This window comes from Achromobacter sp. MFA1 R4 (assembly GCF_900156745.1).
Taxonomy (GTDB): domain Bacteria; phylum Pseudomonadota; class Gammaproteobacteria; order Burkholderiales; family Burkholderiaceae_B; genus Achromobacter.
In genome coordinates this window covers 1661570-1676126 of record NZ_LT707065.1, presented here as the reverse complement: position 1 = coordinate 1676126, position 14557 = coordinate 1661570, and the positions used below count along the sequence as shown (strand labels likewise).

Below are 14557 nucleotides of genomic sequence, written 5' to 3'. Positions count from 1 at the left end.
CATGGCAGAACTGATGAACCGAGATGAATTCCGCACCGCGTTGGAAAACGCGATCAAGGGCAAGAGCGCCAACGCGTCGCCCTTTTCGATTGCATGGGCCGAAGGCAAGCTCAGCCGCGAGCACCTGTCGCGCTGGGCCGAGAACCACTATCACTACGTCGGCCCCTTCGCCGATTACCTGGGCTACCTGTACGCCCGCACGCCGGACACCTACACCGAGGCCAAGGACTTCCTGCTGGCCAACATGTACGAAGAGGAGATCGGGGGCGACCGCCACACCGACCTGCTGATCCGCTTTGCCGAAGCCTGCGGGACCACCCGTGAACGGGTCACCAATCCGGACAACATGTCGCCCACCACGCGCGCGCTGCAGAGCTGGTGTTACGCCGTGGCCATGCGCGAGGACCCGATCGTCGCGGTGGCCGGCCTGGTGGTGGGCCTGGAGTCGCAGGTGCCGTCCATCTACCGCAAACAGACGCCGACCCTGCGCGAGAAGTACGGCTTCACCGACGAGGAAGTGGAGTTCTTCGATCTGCACATCGTCTCCGACGAGATCCACGGCGAACGCGGCTATCAGATCGTGCTGGAACACGCCAACACGGTCGACCTGCAGCAGCGCTGCCTGAAGATCTGCGAGATCGGCGCGCAGATGCGGCTGCTGTACACCACGGCCCTCTACACCGACTACGTGCAGGACGAAATCAAGCTGCCCGAACTGGGCCTTGCCGCCTGATTTCCGCCACGCCGTCCGGCCCGTGCCGGGCGGCCGCCGCATCGCAGACCCTGGATGAAGACCTCATGCCTACCGTTGTGTTTCATAAAGGCGGCCAGACCTACACCGATGTGGTGAAGGACAACACCAACCTGGTGGTGCGGGCCGGCATCAAGCAGTTTCCGTTTCCGCATCTGCGCTACGAATGCGGCATGGGCAAATGCGCCAAGTGCGCCTGCCGGATCATCGCCGGGGCCGAGCATCTGCCGCCGGTGAACTGGAAGGAAAAAAAGCAGTTGGGCGACCGCATCGACCAGGGCTACCGGCTGGCATGCCAGCTATGGCTCAATCGCGACATCGAACTGGTCCAGGACGTGGAGGCATGACGGCCATGGCATCGACCTATGTGATCCTGACCTCCAAGCCCGGCGTGTTTCGCACCGAGGCGGGCGACGGGGCGGACATCATCGAAACCTACGACTACGTGTTCTACGGGCGCGCGCTCGCGGTTTTCAGCATTGCCTGCCTGCACCGCGACATCAAGCTGGTCGTCACCGAGGAGACGCCGCCTTACGTGGTCAATCACGTGCCGTCCAAGTTCCTGGAGAAGTTTGCGTCGGTGGACGCCGCCCGCAAGGAACTGGCGCACCTGACGCGTTTTGGCAGCATGGAATCGACGCTGACGCTGCGGTCCAACACCGTCGCCACGGAGCACTGAAACCATGGTCCAGATCACGTTCATCTCCAATGGCGGCAAGGTCGCCACCGCGCCGGAGAACAGCAACCTGCTCCGGGTATCGCTCAAGGAAAAGGGCGGCATCCCGTTCAAATGCGGGGGCGGCCTGTGCGGCACGTGCAAGTGCCGGATCGAAGAAGGGCTGGAAAACACCGACGCCATCAAGCCCAAGGAGCGCAAGCACCTGCGGCCGGAGGATTTCGAGGCCGGCTACCGCATGGCCTGCCAGACCTTCGTCAATGGCGACGTCAAAGTGTCGTGGGTGGTGCAGAACGGCAAGGGCATCGTGGTCGGCGCCGCGCCCGGCCCGGTGGAAGCCGCCGCGACCTGACGGCGGCCGGCGCACAACCAGCGGTTGGCGTATCCGGCGGCCGGCGCATCCGGCGGCCGGCGCATCCGGCGGCCGGCGCAACTGGCGGCCGGCCGATCCGCCGGTGCGGCCTCAGGCCACCGACGCCTGTTGCGGCGGCTGCTGCGCCTCTGTGTAGGCCTTGGCGGCGTTATGCACGTGCTGGCTGGCCAGCAGCGCCGCCAGATCGCCGTTGCCGGCAATGACGGCGTTCAGGATCTGGGAATGTTCGTCCCAATTCTGCTTGGCGCGCCGCATGTTGCTGGGCGCGAACAGCAGGGCGGTGCGGTCGCGTAGCGAACGCATCAGGTCGGTCAGCACCACATTGCCGCCGATCGTGGCCAGCATTTCGTGGAACTGCGAATTGAGCGCCAGGAACTTGTCCAGTTGCTCGTCGCGCGCCGCTTCCGTGCCCTCGCGCAGGAAGGCCTGCAGGCGTTCCACGGTCTTTTCGTCGCGGCGCTGCGCCGCCAGCTTGGCGTTCAGCCCTTCCAGCGTGGCGCGAACCTCCACCATGTCATAGGCAACCGCGTCGGAAAGCACCGACACGGAAGCGCCACGGCGCGGCTCGATCGTGACCAGGCCCTCGGCGGCCAGCGCACGCAACGCCTCGCGCACAGGAATGCGCGAGACGCCCATCTCCTCGGATAAGCGGCCTTCCACCAGGCGGTCGCCGGGCGTGAATTCGCCGCTGAGGATGCGCTCGCGCAGCTTGTCGCGGATGACGGCAAACAGCTGCGGATGCTGCTCGCCGATCTTCAGCGAGGCGGAGTGCTGCGTCTCTACGGCTTGCGTGCTGACGGGAGAAGTTGTCATGGCGAGCAGATTTGGCGTAATGGATACAGTCGCCATTGTATTACCGGGTGTAGCCGGTCGTCGCGGGCGGCGGCGGGCAAGAGGCGAGGCAGATGTTCAGGCATCAGGTCAGGCATCGGATCAGGCAAACAGTCAGGCATCAGGTCAGGCATCCAGGCTTCACTGCATCCAGAAGGCTTTCACCAGCACCCCCACCGCGCCCATGGCGCAGGCCGTGAGCAGCACGCCGCGCACGGCGCGGGGCGGCAGCAGGGTGCGCAGCCGGCTGGAGACCGCGAAACCGGCCAGCAGGAAAGGCGCCAGGCTGAGCGCCAGTCCGGCGTGGTAACCGGTGTAGCGCTTGGCCAGCGCCAGCATCGCAAGCGAAAAGATCGAACCCAGGAACAGCACCATGCCCAGCGTGGCGCGCAGGCGCGCCGGGGCCGCATGCTGCAGCACGATCGCAATGGGCGGCGCGCCCACCGAGGTCATCGTGCCCATGATCCCGGAGGCCACGCCCGCGCCCGACACGCGTCCGGGCGTGGCGGAAAACCGCAGTCCGGCCACGCTCAGCGCCACCGCGATCAGGATCATGCAGGCGAACAGCACGCCTAACGCCTGCGGCGCGAAACGCGCCATGGCATAGATGGCGATCAGCGTCCCCACGGCGCGCCCGGCCAGGGCGTACGAGACGGCCGGCCAGTCGATGGCGGCCCGCTCGCGCAGCGCGGTCAGCAGGGAAATGAAGCCGCCCAGGGTCAGGAGCGGGCCGGGCGCGAGCTGGGGGAAGAACATGGCCGCCACGGGCGCGGCAAACATGGCAAAGCCCACGCCGCCCACGCCTTGCGCCACCGCGGCGCCGAACACCACGGCCGCCATGGCGGCGTAATGCCACAGGTCGGGAAAAGCCAGCGTAGACAGCATGCCGCGTCACAAGTCAATTATGTATACGATAGTCTATCCATGAAATCACGCTGCGCCCGCAAATTCCCGACAAATCAGGGTAAACCCCTGTTTTTAAGCCGTTATTCAGGCCATTTCTGGCCCTATCGCTTTCCCTAGGCGATGCATATTTCGGTTGGTATGCCTGCAAACGAAATATAGTATACCGATGGTGGCGACCCAACAGCCACCCATATACAAGGGGAATAGCGCATGCAATCCGACGTCGTGCTCAATGCCGCTCATTGGATGTACCTGATCAGCGTCGCCGCCATCATCCTGACGATGATCCTGCGGGCCAATGTGGTGGTGCCATCCGTCATCGGGACGTTCCTGGTCGTGCTGGCGATCACGGGCAATCCGATCAGCGCGCTGATCGGCATTTTTTCCGCCAGCTTCGTCGCGGCCAAGGAGCTGTTCAACATCTTCCTGGTCATCACTTTCATGACGGCCCTGCTCAATTCGCTCAAGACGCTGCAGGCGGACGTGCGCATGGTCCAGCCCTTTCGCCGCATCATGCGCGGCGGGCATTCGTCCTTTCTGATCATCGCCCTCTGTACGTATGTGATCTCGCTGTTCTTCTGGCCGACCCCCGCGGTGCCGCTGGTGTCCGCCATCCTGCTGCCGGCCGCCATCGCGGCCGGACTGCCGCCGCTGGCCGGCGCCATGGCCATCGCGATCGCCGGCCAGGGCATGGCCCTGTCCTCGGACTACGTGATCGGCGTGGCGCCCAGCATCAGCGCCAAGGCGGCCGGCGCGGCGGTCAGCGCGGCGGTGGTGGCCGACCGCGCGCTGGTGTTGTCCCTGATCACCGGCGCCATCGCGCTGACGGCGGCCTACCTGCTGGTGCGCCGCCAGATCGTTCCCGCCGATGCCGCGCTGCTGTCGGCCTGGCAGGCGCGCGCCCAGGATGGCAGCCTGGCCCGGATCGAACAAGCCGGTTCCTTCGACAAGGCGGAACTCGCCCGCGGCACCATGGGCGCGGACCCCGCGCTGCCCGACGGCCCGGCGCTGGGCGAGGAAGCGCGCCGCATCCGCTGGTCCAAGGTTTTCGCGGTGGTGACGCCGCTGGCCTTTCTGGCGGTGATCGGCGTGATGGTGCTGCCCCGGCTGTTCCCGTCCCTGCCCGCGTTGCGCGGCGGCGACGCGGCAGCGCTCGTGGGCGGCGTCGCCTTCGTGGTGATGATGCTGGTGACGCTGGCGGCCGAAGGCCCGCGCAAGATGCTGGACGTCTGTCCGGAACACGTCACGGACGGCTTCGTCTTCGCCTTCAAGGCCATGGGCTCCGTGCTGCCGATCGCCGGCTTCTTCTTCGTGGGCGCGAACGAGACGGCCGCGCAGATTCTGGGCGTGCCGGCGGCGCAGGCGCCCGGGCTGCTGTTCGAGGTGATCTCGGCCGCGCAGCACCTGATCCCCGAAAACCACTTCCTGGTCGCGTTCGGCGTGCTGCTCGTCGGCATGATCACCGGCATCGACGGGTCGGGCTTTGCCGGCCTGCCGCTGACCGGAACGCTGTCCGGCGCCCTCGGCCCGGTGGTGGGCGTGGACCCCGCCACGCTGGCGGCGGTCGGCCAGATGGGCGCCGTGTGGACGGGAGGCGGCACGCTGATCGCCTGGTCCTCGCTGATCGCGGTGGCGGGTTTTGCGCGGGTGAACGTGTTGTCCCTGGTCCGCGCCCTCCTGCTGCCCGTACTGCTGGCCCTGTCCGTGTCGACCATCTGCGCGGTGCTCATCTGGAGTTGATGGCGCCGGCCTCCCAGGCGTAAGGCTCCCGGCAGGGAGCCTTTTCGCTGGATGCGCGGGTGGGGTTTCCACCGATCGTCGCAAAGTGATTAAAGTATACAATGTTCTGAACCTGGCTCAGACGCCTCACCCCGGCCACGCCGGCCCCGACCAAGGAAGCGCTCCCGTGGAAGATCTCTCGCAGCACGTGTTCATGAACTACATCGGCGGCAACTGGATGCCCAGCGGCACGGGAAAAACCGCCCCGAACCTCAACCCGGCCGACACCCGCGACGTGGTCGGACTGTTTCAGGTGTCGGACGCCGAGGACGCGGCGCAGGCGGTCCGGGCGGCCGACGCAGCCTTCGCCGCGTGGCGCGACATGCCGATCTCCAAGCGGGCCGCCATCCTGTTCCGCGCGGCCCAGCACCTGGAAGACCAGGCCGACGCCATCGCGCGCGAACTGACCCGCGAAGAGGGCAAAGGCCTGAACCTCGCCAAGGACGAAGTCCTGCGGTCCGCCCAGACGATCCGCTTCTACGCCGTCGAGGGCCAGTCCTTCACGGGCGAAACCTTCGCCAACGACGACCCGGACATGATCGTCTACAGCCAGCGCGAGCCGCTCGGCGTGGTGACGGTGATCTCCCCGTGGAACTTCCCCATCTCCATCCCCGCGCGCAAGATCGCGCCGGCACTGATCACGGGCAACACGGTGGTGTTCAAGCCGTCGTCGGACGCGCCGCTGTCGGGCTACCGTCTGACGGAAGCCTTCGTGCAGGCCGGCCTGCCCCCGGGCGTGCTGAACTTCGTGACCGGCCCCGCCGGCGCCGTGGGCCAGGCCATCACCGCCGCCAGCCAGGTGCGCGCCATTTCGTTCACCGGCTCCACCGCGGCCGGCGAGCAGATCCACCGGACGGCGGGCCTGACCACCCGCACCCAGATGGAACTGGGCGGCAAGAATCCGCTGATCGTGCTGGCCGACGCCGACCTGGACCGCGCGGTGGACCTGGCGGTCAAGGGTGGCTTTTCGCTCAGCGGCCAGGCCTGCACCGGCACCAGCCGCGTGCTGGTCGACCGCAAGGTCAGCCAGGCCTACACGGACAAGCTGCTGGCCAGAATCCGCACGCTGACCATCGGCAACGGCCTGGACGGCAACTTCGACCTGGGTCCCCTGGCGACTGCCCGGCAGCTCGACAATGTGCTGGGCTACATCGAACTGGGCAAGCAGGAGGCCACGCACCTGCACGGGGGAGACCGCCTGACGGGGCCGGGCTTTGACCGCGGCTATTACGTCACGCCAGCGCTGTTTGCCGGCGTGACCCAGAAAATGCGGATCGCGCGCGAAGAAATCTTCGGCCCGGTCATCGCCTTGATCGAGGTCGACGGCTATGAAGACGCCATCGCGCAGGCCAATGACACGGAATACGGGCTGTCGGCCGCCATCGCCACCACCGACGCGCGGTATGCGCACCGCTTCGCCCGGGACATCCAGGCCGGCACCGTCAAGATCAACCGCACCACCACCGGCAACCTCATCAATGCGCCGTTCGGCGGCCTGAAACACTCCAGCACGTCCACGTTCCGCGAATCGGGCCGCGTGGGCCTGGAGTTCTATACGCAGATCAAGACCGTCTACCGCGCCGGCTGACGGCCAACCCACCACCAGAGGCTTTGCAATGAAACAGATCTATCGCCTGGAACTCGAAGAAGCGCGCGTCATGGTGCGCGCCGCCATCGCCAAGTCGCAGGAAATCGGCGTGCTGGAATCGATCTGCATCGTGGACGACGGCGGCTATCCGATCGCACTCGAACGCATGGACGGCGCGCGCATCACGGGCCCGCAGATCGCCTGGAACAAGGCCTTCACCGCGGCGGGGCACAAGCGTTCGACGCACCTGTTCAACACCCCGCCCAACGGCCCGGCGCTGCCCGGCAACGAAGCCTTCGGCATCCAGTGGAGCTTTGACGGCAAGTTCGCCGTGTTCGTGGGCGGCTTTCCCATCGTCGTGAACGGCGAGGTGATCGGCGGCGTGGGCCTGAGCGGCGGCAACGGCGAGCAGGACACCAAAGCCGGCCTGGCGGCGCTGGCCGCGCTGGCCGAATTGCTGGAACCGCGCGGCATGAAGGTGCTGGTCGAAGCGGACATCAAGAAATAAGCGAGGGCGCCATGGCATACCGCGTGCACATCCTGGAAACCGAAGAGGCCTTCGAGGTCGAAGCGGGCGAATCCGTGCTGGAAGGCGCGCAGCGGTCGGCGGTGAAGCTGCCGCACGAATGCACCTTCGGCGGCTGCGGCACCTGCCGCATCAAGCTCGCGTCCGGCGCCGTGCGCTACGACGAGTTCCCCATGGCGCTCACCCCCGAAGAGGCCGAACAGGGCTACGCGCTGGCGTGCCAGGCTCGCCCGACGGGCGATCTGTGCATCAGCGTCGCCAGCAGCCGGCAGGCGTTCCCCGAGCCGCGCCGCATCCCCGCGACGATCCATCGCATCCAGCCCTATTGCGACGACGTCATCCATCTGACGCTGGCCCTGCCCGGCGAAGGCCTGGACTACGTGCCGGGCCAGTACATGAACGTCGTGCTCCCGGACGGCGCGACGCGCAGCTTCTCCATGGCCTCGGCGCCCGCCGGCAACCTGATCGACTTCCACATCCGGCGCATTCCGGGCGGGCGCTGCACGGACCAGTGGCTGGGACAGGCGGGCACGGGCGCGCCGGTGGAAATCGAAGCGCCGCTGGGCGTTTTCAGCTATCACGAGGAAGATTGGCGCCCGCTCATCATGATGGCCACCGGCACCGGCATCGCGCCGATCAAGGCCATCCTCGAATCCCTGCTGGACAACGAGGACTGCCCGCCCGTCACCCTGTATTGGGGCATGCGCACCGAAGCCGATCTGTACCTGCGCGACGAGATCGCGCGCTGGGCCGACCGCCTGTATGAATTCAATTTCGTGCCGGTGCTGTCGCGCGCGGGCCAGGAGTGGACGGGACGGCGCGGCTACGTGCAGCACGCCGTTCTGGAAGATCACCAGGACCTGTCCGAGCATGCCTTCTACCTGTGCGGCGCGCCCGACATGATCCGGCAGGCCAAGCAACTGCTGGCCGAGCGCGGCGCCAGCCTGGACCACATGTATGCGGACAGCTTCACCTTCCAGCACGAACTGGCGGCGGCCTGAGCCGGCCCGCCTGCCACGGACATCGCGGACCTGGCGCTTGCAGCGCGCCCCGCGTCCCTAGCGGTATACCAGCACCGGCAACCGCGTGCGGGCCAGCACGCGCTGTGTTTCGCTGCCCAACAGGAATCCGGTCATGCCGTGGCGTCCGTGCGAGCCCATCACGATCAGGTCGCATCCCAGCTTTTGCGCCGTATCGACAATGGCCTCGTGCGGGTGGTCGTTGACCGTGACGATGGCCTCGCAGGGCACGAGCGCGTGCCGCGCCTCGGCCTCCAGCCCTTCCAGATACGCCTGCGCGTTCTTGCGGGCCTGGTCGGTGTAATGCCCTTCGGTGGAGCCCAGCATCTCGGCTTGATACACCAGCAGATGGTCTTCCGGGATGGCCCGCAGCAGGGTGAGGGTGGCGCCCATTTCCTTGGCGAAAACGAGCGCGCGCTTGAATGCCGATTCCGACAGCAGCGAACCGTCCACGGCGATGAGCAAGTGCCTGTACATGTTGCCTCTCCTTTAGGAAAAGGACTGTCCAGCAACGGCGAATCCAGTATAGGCCCGGCTGTGGGCGCAATCCAGTCTGCCTGCGGCGGTCCCGTCCGCTGCGAGGGCGTAGTCCGAAAGGCGCAGGCAAGGCGCACTGCGCCAGCCCTTCCAAACCGGCGGGGTTAGGCATATATTGATTTCGCGAGATCCGGCGGTTCCCTCCTGGCTTGTGGCTGATGCTTTGCTTGCGGAGAACGGAAATGCGGCGAGTGCAAACGTGGTTCATCGGCCTGATCTGCCTGGGGCTGTCCGTCTGTTTTCCCGCCTTGGCGCAGACCAAGCTGAGCAATGCGCAGCTGGACCAGCTGATGGCGCCCGTGGCGCTGTACCCGGATGCGCTGCTGTCGCAGATCCTCATGGGGTCCACCTATCCGGACGACATCGCGGCGGCCGCCAAATGGTCGGCCGCGCACAGCTCGCAGTCCGGCGACGACGCCGTCAGGGCGGTCGAGTCCGAAACCTGGGATCCCAGCGTCAAGTCGCTCGTTGCCTTCCCGTCGGTCATGGACATGATGGGACGCGAACCGGCCTGGGTGAAGTCCGTCGGCGATGCCTTTCTCGCGCAGCCGGACGCCGTCATGGATTCCGTCCAGCGGCTGCGTACGCAGGCCCAGAAGGCTGGCAACCTGAAATCCACGCCCGAGCAGACCGTCAAGACCACCACCCAGAACGAGAAGACCGTCGTGGTGATCGAGCCGGCCGATCCGCAGGTGGTCTACGTGCCCAGCTACAACCCCACGGTGGTCTACGGCACCTGGGCGTATCCCTCGTATCCCCCTTATTACTATCCGCCGCCGCCGGGGTCGATGTTCGCGACGTCGCTGGTCGCCGGCATCGGGTTCGGGTTGGGGGTCGCGGCGATCAATTCGATGTGGGGCGACGCCGATTGGGGACGCGGCGACATCGACATCGACGTGGACCGCTACAACAACATCAACGTCAACAATCGCCTGGACCGCACCAACGTCAACAACAACCGGTCCACGTGGCAGCACAACGCCGCCAATCGCGGCAATGCGCCGTATGCCGACCAGGCCAGCCGCCAGCGGTTCGACAGCCAGCGGCAGGCCGGCTTGCAGAACCGCGCGCAGGCGGGGCAAGGCGCCGCCGCGGCGGGTTCGCGCGATGCGGCGCGCGAGCGCGCCGCGCAGTCTTTCGAAGGGCGCACCGGGCAGCCGATCGCCGGGCACTCCGGCAACGCAGGCGCCCGCGGGCAGCAGGGCAGCCGGGGCGACGGGGCGGCGGGGCGCGCGCAAGGCCAAGGCCCGCAGGGCGGCCAGGGCGCCCGTGACCGCGGCGCTAGCGTGTCCACGCAGGACCGGCAGCAGAACCGGTCTTCCGGCGTTTCGACGCAGGACCGCCAGCCGGACCGCGCCTCCAGCGTATCGACACACGACCGCCAGGCCGCGGCGCAGCGCCAGCGCGCCGACGAGGCCGCCGCGCGCGACCGGGCGCGCGCCACCAACACCAGCAACGCCCTGAGCGGCGCGGGCGACGGCAACCGCATGCGGCAGCAGAACCAGCGCAGTGACGTGAGCCGGGGCGCAGCCCCCCACCGCAGCACCGGCGCCAGCGCGCCGCATCGCGGAGGCGGTGCGCCGAGCCGCGGCGGCGGTGGCGGCGGCCGGGGTGGCGGCGGCCGGAGATAAGCACCATGAACAGCGGAGTTCCCATGACGATTGCTCGTTTGCGCGTGCTGTGCGCCGCGTCGGCGCTGGCGCTCGGTGTCGCGGCCCCGGCCTGGTCGCAGGCCGTCTATCCCAGCGCCCAGGCCGCGGCGCAGGCGTTCACCGACGCGCTGGCCTTGAATGACGTCGATGCCCTGAGAAAGGTGCTGGGGCCGAACCACCGGCAGCTCGTGCCGGGGGGCGTCGACCAGGAAGACATCTACCGCTATCTGGCGGCGTGGGTGCGCAAGCACGAGATCGTCGCCGACGACGGGCGCTCCTGGGTGGCGGTGGGCGATACCGGATGGACGCTGCCGGTGCCGCTGGTGCGCGCCGGCCAGGGATGGCGTTTCGATCCGGTGACGGGCAAGGCGGAGATCCGGCGTCGCGCCATCGACCGCAACGAATTGACCACCATCGAAACCCTGCAGGAACTTCAGGCCGCGCAGACCCGCTATCGGCAGGGCGTCGGGCAGGGACGCTACGCGATGCGGCTGGTCAGCCGGCCCGGCGAACGCGATGGCCTGTACTGGCCCGAGCTGCCCGACGCGCCGCCGCAGGCTTTCGGTCCGGATGCCCTGGCGATGGGGCCGGACGTGCCGGCGGACGATGCCTATTTCGGTTATCGCTACAAGGTCATCCCGGACGCGGCAGGCAACGCGTACCGGATTGTCGCCTGGCCCGCGCGCTACGGCCAGACAGGGATCGGCACCTTCGTGGTCGGCCCCGAAGGCGGCGTGCTGGAACGCGATCTGGGGCCGTCTTCCGCGACGCGCGCCGCGGCCTTGCGAGAGGGCGACCTGCGCGACGGAAACTGGGTCGACGCCAGCGGCCAGCCCATGTCCGCGAAGTAGGTTTTCGGGGCCGTATGGCGCGTTTTCCGCGCGCCTGTTGCTGGGTCGCAACAGGCGTATGCGTTTGTCGCCAAAGCCGCCGGCGCGCCCCGCGCGTGGCCCTTTTGTCAGGCGGCTGTGCCTAAAATGGCGAGCATCGGGCGACCGCCCGTTTTCTCCTTGCCGGATCCTCAAATTGAACCCCATGCATTTCGTCCGCTGCGCCGTTGTCGGCGTGGGGATGGCGCTTAGCGCCGCGGCGGCTTCCGCCCCGATCTTTGTCCTCAATTCCCTGGACGCCAACGTCAGCATCATCGACCCGGCCACCTACAAGGAGCTGCGACGGGTGCCCACCGGCAAGGAGCCGCACCACCTGTACCTGACGCCCGACGAAAAGTCGCTCATGGTGGCCAACGCCACCGGCGACACCATCACCCTGATGGATCCCAAGACGGGCGACGTGCAGCGCACGCTGACGGGTATCGTCGATCCCTACCAGTTGCAGTTTTCGCCGGACATGAAGTGGTTCGTCACGGCGGCCAACCGCCTGGACCACATCGACATCTATGCCTGGAAGCCCCTGGAAAAAGGCTTTGACCTCACGCTGGTCAAGCGCATCCAGGCGGGCAAGACGCCCAGCCACATCATGATCGACAAGCACAGCACGACGGCCTACGTCACGCTGCAGGACAGCGACCAGCTCATCGCCATCGACCTGGCCACGCAGACGCCCAAGTGGACGGTGCCGGTGGGCAAAACGCCCGCCGACGTGTTCCTGACGCCCGACCAGAAGACGCTGCTGGTGGCGCTGACCGGCGACTCCTACGTCGAAGCCTACGACGTCAGCAACGGCCCGGCCAAGCTGGTCAAGCGCATCCAGACCGCGGCGGGCGCGCACGCTTTCCGCGCGCAGGGCGACCACCGCCACCTGTTCGTCAGCAACCGCACCGCCAATTCCATCAGCCGCATCGACCTGCAGACGCTCACTGTCGTGGATACCTTCCCGGTGCCCGGCGGCCCGGACTGCATGGACGTGCTGGCCGACGGCAAGACGCTGCTGGTGACCTCGCGCTGGGCGCGCAAACTCACCGTGGTGGACCTGGAACAGAAAAAGGTCGTCAATCAGGTGCCGGTGGGCAAGTCGCCCCATGGCGTCTGGACGCTGAATCATGCGCCGACCCGGTAGCCGTCCCCACGCCGCGCGCACGCGCCGGCCCGCGCCCTGGCGCGCCCGGGCCGGCGCGGTCCTGTGCCTTGCGCTGTCGGCCTCGGCCGTTGGCGCGGCCCCGCCGCCCGCCACCTGCGACAAGCCGGTGTACCTGACTTTCGACACCGGCCACATGGGCGTGGCGCCGCTGATCGCCGACGTGCTGAAGCGCCATCAGGTCAAGGTCACCTTCTTCCTGGCCAACGAACGCACGCTGACCGACGGCGCCAGCCTGGACGACGTGTGGGCGCCCTGGTGGAAGGCGCGTGCCGCCGAAGGCCACGCCTTTGCCTCGCACACCTACGACCACGTCTACTGGCAGGGCGACCTGCCGGGCGGCAAGTTCCGCGTCAAGCCCAGCGCCGGCCCGGACGCCGGCAAGCGCGCCGAATGGACGGCCGAGCAGTACTGCGCCGAGATCAAGCGTCCGGTGGCCCGGTTCCACCAGATGACGGGCAAGGACATGCTGCCGCTGTACCGCGCCCCGGGCGGCAAGACCTCGCCCGCGCTGCTCAAGGCGGCCAAGGCCTGCGGCTTCGAGCACGTGGGCTGGTCCCCGGCCGGGTTCCTGGGCGACGAGCTGCCCAGCGACAAATACCCCAACGCCAAACTGCTGGACCAGGCGCTGCGCACCATCAAGCCCGGCGACATCCTGCTGGCCCACCTGGGCATCTGGTCGCGCCAGGATCCCTGGGCGCCCGCCGTGCTGGAACCGCTGATTGAAGGTTTGCAGCGCAAGGGCTATTGTTTCGCTACCTTGAACACCCATCCGGCCTATCGCGACTGGATCGCCACGCATCACTGAACATGGATACGCTTAGCCAACTCTTCGGGGACTGCCAGCAATGGCTCTTCGAGACGGCGATTCAGCCCGCGCTGTTCCACCTGGGCATGAGCAACTTCATCGAGGACGGCTACGACGCCACCATGTGGCTGCTGGTGGGGCTGTTGCAGGTCGCGGTGCTGGTGCTGGTCTTCGGCCCCCTGCAGCGCCTGCGCCCCGTCGAGCCGGTGACCGACCGCCGCCAGATCGGCATCGACGTGCTGTACACGCTGATCCACCGCCTGGGCGCGTTCCGGCTCCTGCTGTTCTTCACCATCGATCCGTTCTGGGACAGCATCTTCGGCCAGCTCCACGTGTGGGGCTTCGCGCCGTTCCAGCTGGACCAGTACTGGCCCGGCGTGACCGACAAGGCCTGGGTCAGCCTCATCATCTACCTGCTGCTGTTCGACGCGGTCGACTACTTCTACCATCGCGCGCAGCACCGCTACGGCTGGCTCTGGGCGCTGCACGCGGTGCATCACAGCCAGCGCCAGATGACCATCTGGAGCGACGACCGCAACCATCTGCTGGACGACATGCTGCGCGACGTGCTGGTCGTATTCGTGTCGCAGCTCGTGGGCGTGCCGCCGGCGCAGTTCGTGATGGTGGTCGCCATCACCCAGCTTGCGCAAAGCTTCTCGCACGCCAACCTGCGCATGCATTTCGGCGCGCTGGGCGAACGCCTGCTGGTCAGCCCGCGTTTTCATCGGCACCACCATTCCATCGCCTACGACGCCTCGTCGCCGGGGCCGGTGGGCGGCTACAACTTCGCCGCGCTGTTTCCGATCTGGGACGTGCTGTTCCGCACCGCGCGCTTTGGCGTGGGCTACGGCCCGACCGGCATCCACGACCAGCAGGCCGAACTGGGCGCGCGCGACTACGGCCAGGGCTTCTGGTCGCAGCAATGGCTGGGCCTCAAGCGCATGGTCGGCCGCGACCGCGAGCCCGCCGCCGCGCCGCCCGCGCCGCCGGCCGGCGTGGAGCGCGCATGAAAAACCCCCGCCGCAGGGTGTCCTGAAGGCGGGGGAATCTGGCGCGGGCCGGATGGCGGCTTGCGGG

Annotated in this window: 16 protein-coding genes; 13 read left to right on the top strand and 3 right to left on the bottom strand. The window is 67.5% G+C overall.

Annotation, left to right across the window (positions count from 1 at the left end):
- The first annotated feature begins 1 nt into the window (after nt 1).
- The 4 genes from BXA00_RS07590 (at nt 2) to BXA00_RS07575 (ending at nt 1779) form a co-directional block, all read left to right on the top strand.
- Nucleotides 2–733 (top strand): TenA family transcriptional regulator, encoded by a 732-nt coding sequence (locus BXA00_RS07590; RefSeq protein WP_056319353.1) that lies wholly within the window; start codon nt 2–4, stop codon nt 731–733.
- Nucleotides 734–798: 65 nt separating this feature from the next.
- Nucleotides 799–1098: a 2Fe-2S iron-sulfur cluster-binding protein gene (locus tag BXA00_RS07585; protein ID WP_076517614.1), complete on the top strand. Its 300-nt coding sequence runs from the start codon at nt 799–801 to the stop codon at nt 1096–1098.
- A gap of 5 nt (nt 1099–1103) precedes the next feature.
- Entirely contained in the window at nt 1104–1430 is a 327-nt protein-coding gene (locus tag BXA00_RS07580) for a ferredoxin (protein ID WP_076517612.1), read from the top strand.
- A gap of 4 nt (nt 1431–1434) precedes the next feature.
- On the top strand, nt 1435–1779 hold the full coding sequence (locus BXA00_RS07575) for a 2Fe-2S iron-sulfur cluster-binding protein (protein WP_076517610.1): 345 nt from the start codon (nt 1435–1437) through the stop codon (nt 1777–1779).
- Nucleotides 1780–1890: 111 nt separating this feature from the next.
- Here BXA00_RS07575 and BXA00_RS07570 read toward each other — a convergent pair whose 3' ends face one another.
- Entirely contained in the window at nt 1891–2613 is a 723-nt protein-coding gene (locus BXA00_RS07570) for a GntR family transcriptional regulator (RefSeq protein WP_076517608.1), read from the bottom strand.
- Nucleotides 2614–2772: 159 nt separating this feature from the next.
- The gene (locus tag BXA00_RS07565; protein ID WP_076517606.1) at nt 2773–3516 is read right to left on the bottom strand and encodes a sulfite exporter TauE/SafE family protein; all 744 of its coding nucleotides are present in this window, start codon (nt 3514–3516) and stop codon (nt 2773–2775) included.
- A 231-nt stretch (nt 3517–3747) separates the two neighbouring features.
- Between BXA00_RS07565 and BXA00_RS07560 the strand changes: the two genes are divergently transcribed.
- The 4 genes from BXA00_RS07560 to BXA00_RS07545 all read left to right on the top strand — a co-directional run bounded on the left by BXA00_RS07560 (nt 3748) and on the right by BXA00_RS07545 (nt 8431).
- Entirely contained in the window at nt 3748–5277 is a 1530-nt protein-coding gene (locus BXA00_RS07560) for a hypothetical protein (protein ID WP_076517604.1), read from the top strand.
- Between the two features lie 166 nt (nt 5278–5443).
- Nucleotides 5444–6904, top strand: coding sequence for an aldehyde dehydrogenase family protein (locus tag BXA00_RS07555; protein ID WP_076517602.1), 1461 nt, complete (start codon nt 5444–5446; stop codon nt 6902–6904).
- Between the two features lie 28 nt (nt 6905–6932).
- Nucleotides 6933–7412, top strand: coding sequence for a heme-binding protein (locus BXA00_RS07550; protein ID WP_008164769.1), 480 nt, complete (start codon nt 6933–6935; stop codon nt 7410–7412).
- An 11-nt stretch (nt 7413–7423) separates the two neighbouring features.
- The gene (locus BXA00_RS07545; RefSeq protein WP_076517600.1) at nt 7424–8431 is read left to right on the top strand and encodes a 2Fe-2S iron-sulfur cluster-binding protein; all 1008 of its coding nucleotides are present in this window, start codon (nt 7424–7426) and stop codon (nt 8429–8431) included.
- Between the two features lie 57 nt (nt 8432–8488).
- Here BXA00_RS07545 and BXA00_RS07540 read toward each other — a convergent pair whose 3' ends face one another.
- The gene (locus BXA00_RS07540; protein WP_076517598.1) at nt 8489–8926 is read right to left on the bottom strand and encodes a universal stress protein; all 438 of its coding nucleotides are present in this window, start codon (nt 8924–8926) and stop codon (nt 8489–8491) included.
- 242 nt (nt 8927–9168) lie between these two features.
- Here BXA00_RS07540 and BXA00_RS07535 point away from each other — a divergent pair, with 242 nt between their 5' ends.
- The 5 genes from BXA00_RS07535 to BXA00_RS07515 all read left to right on the top strand — a co-directional run bounded on the left by BXA00_RS07535 (nt 9169) and on the right by BXA00_RS07515 (nt 14490).
- Nucleotides 9169–10617, top strand: a complete 1449-nt coding sequence (locus BXA00_RS07535; protein ID WP_076517596.1) for a DUF3300 domain-containing protein — start codon at nt 9169–9171, stop codon at nt 10615–10617.
- A 23-nt stretch (nt 10618–10640) separates the two neighbouring features.
- A complete protein-coding gene (locus BXA00_RS07530) occupies nt 10641–11489 on the top strand; it encodes a DUF2950 family protein (protein ID WP_083714210.1) in 849 nt (282 codons plus the stop codon).
- Nucleotides 11490–11673: 184 nt separating this feature from the next.
- Complete coding sequence (locus BXA00_RS07525) at nt 11674–12654, top strand: hypothetical protein (RefSeq protein ID WP_076517592.1); 981 nt, start codon at nt 11674–11676, stop codon at nt 12652–12654.
- 61 nt (nt 12655–12715) lie between these two features.
- Entirely contained in the window at nt 12716–13480 is a 765-nt protein-coding gene (locus tag BXA00_RS07520) for a polysaccharide deacetylase family protein (RefSeq protein WP_092577273.1), read from the top strand.
- A gap of 2 nt (nt 13481–13482) precedes the next feature.
- Nucleotides 13483–14490: a sterol desaturase family protein gene (locus BXA00_RS07515; RefSeq protein ID WP_076517588.1), complete on the top strand. Its 1008-nt coding sequence runs from the start codon at nt 13483–13485 to the stop codon at nt 14488–14490.
- The last annotated feature ends 67 nt before the right edge of the window (nt 14491–14557 follow it).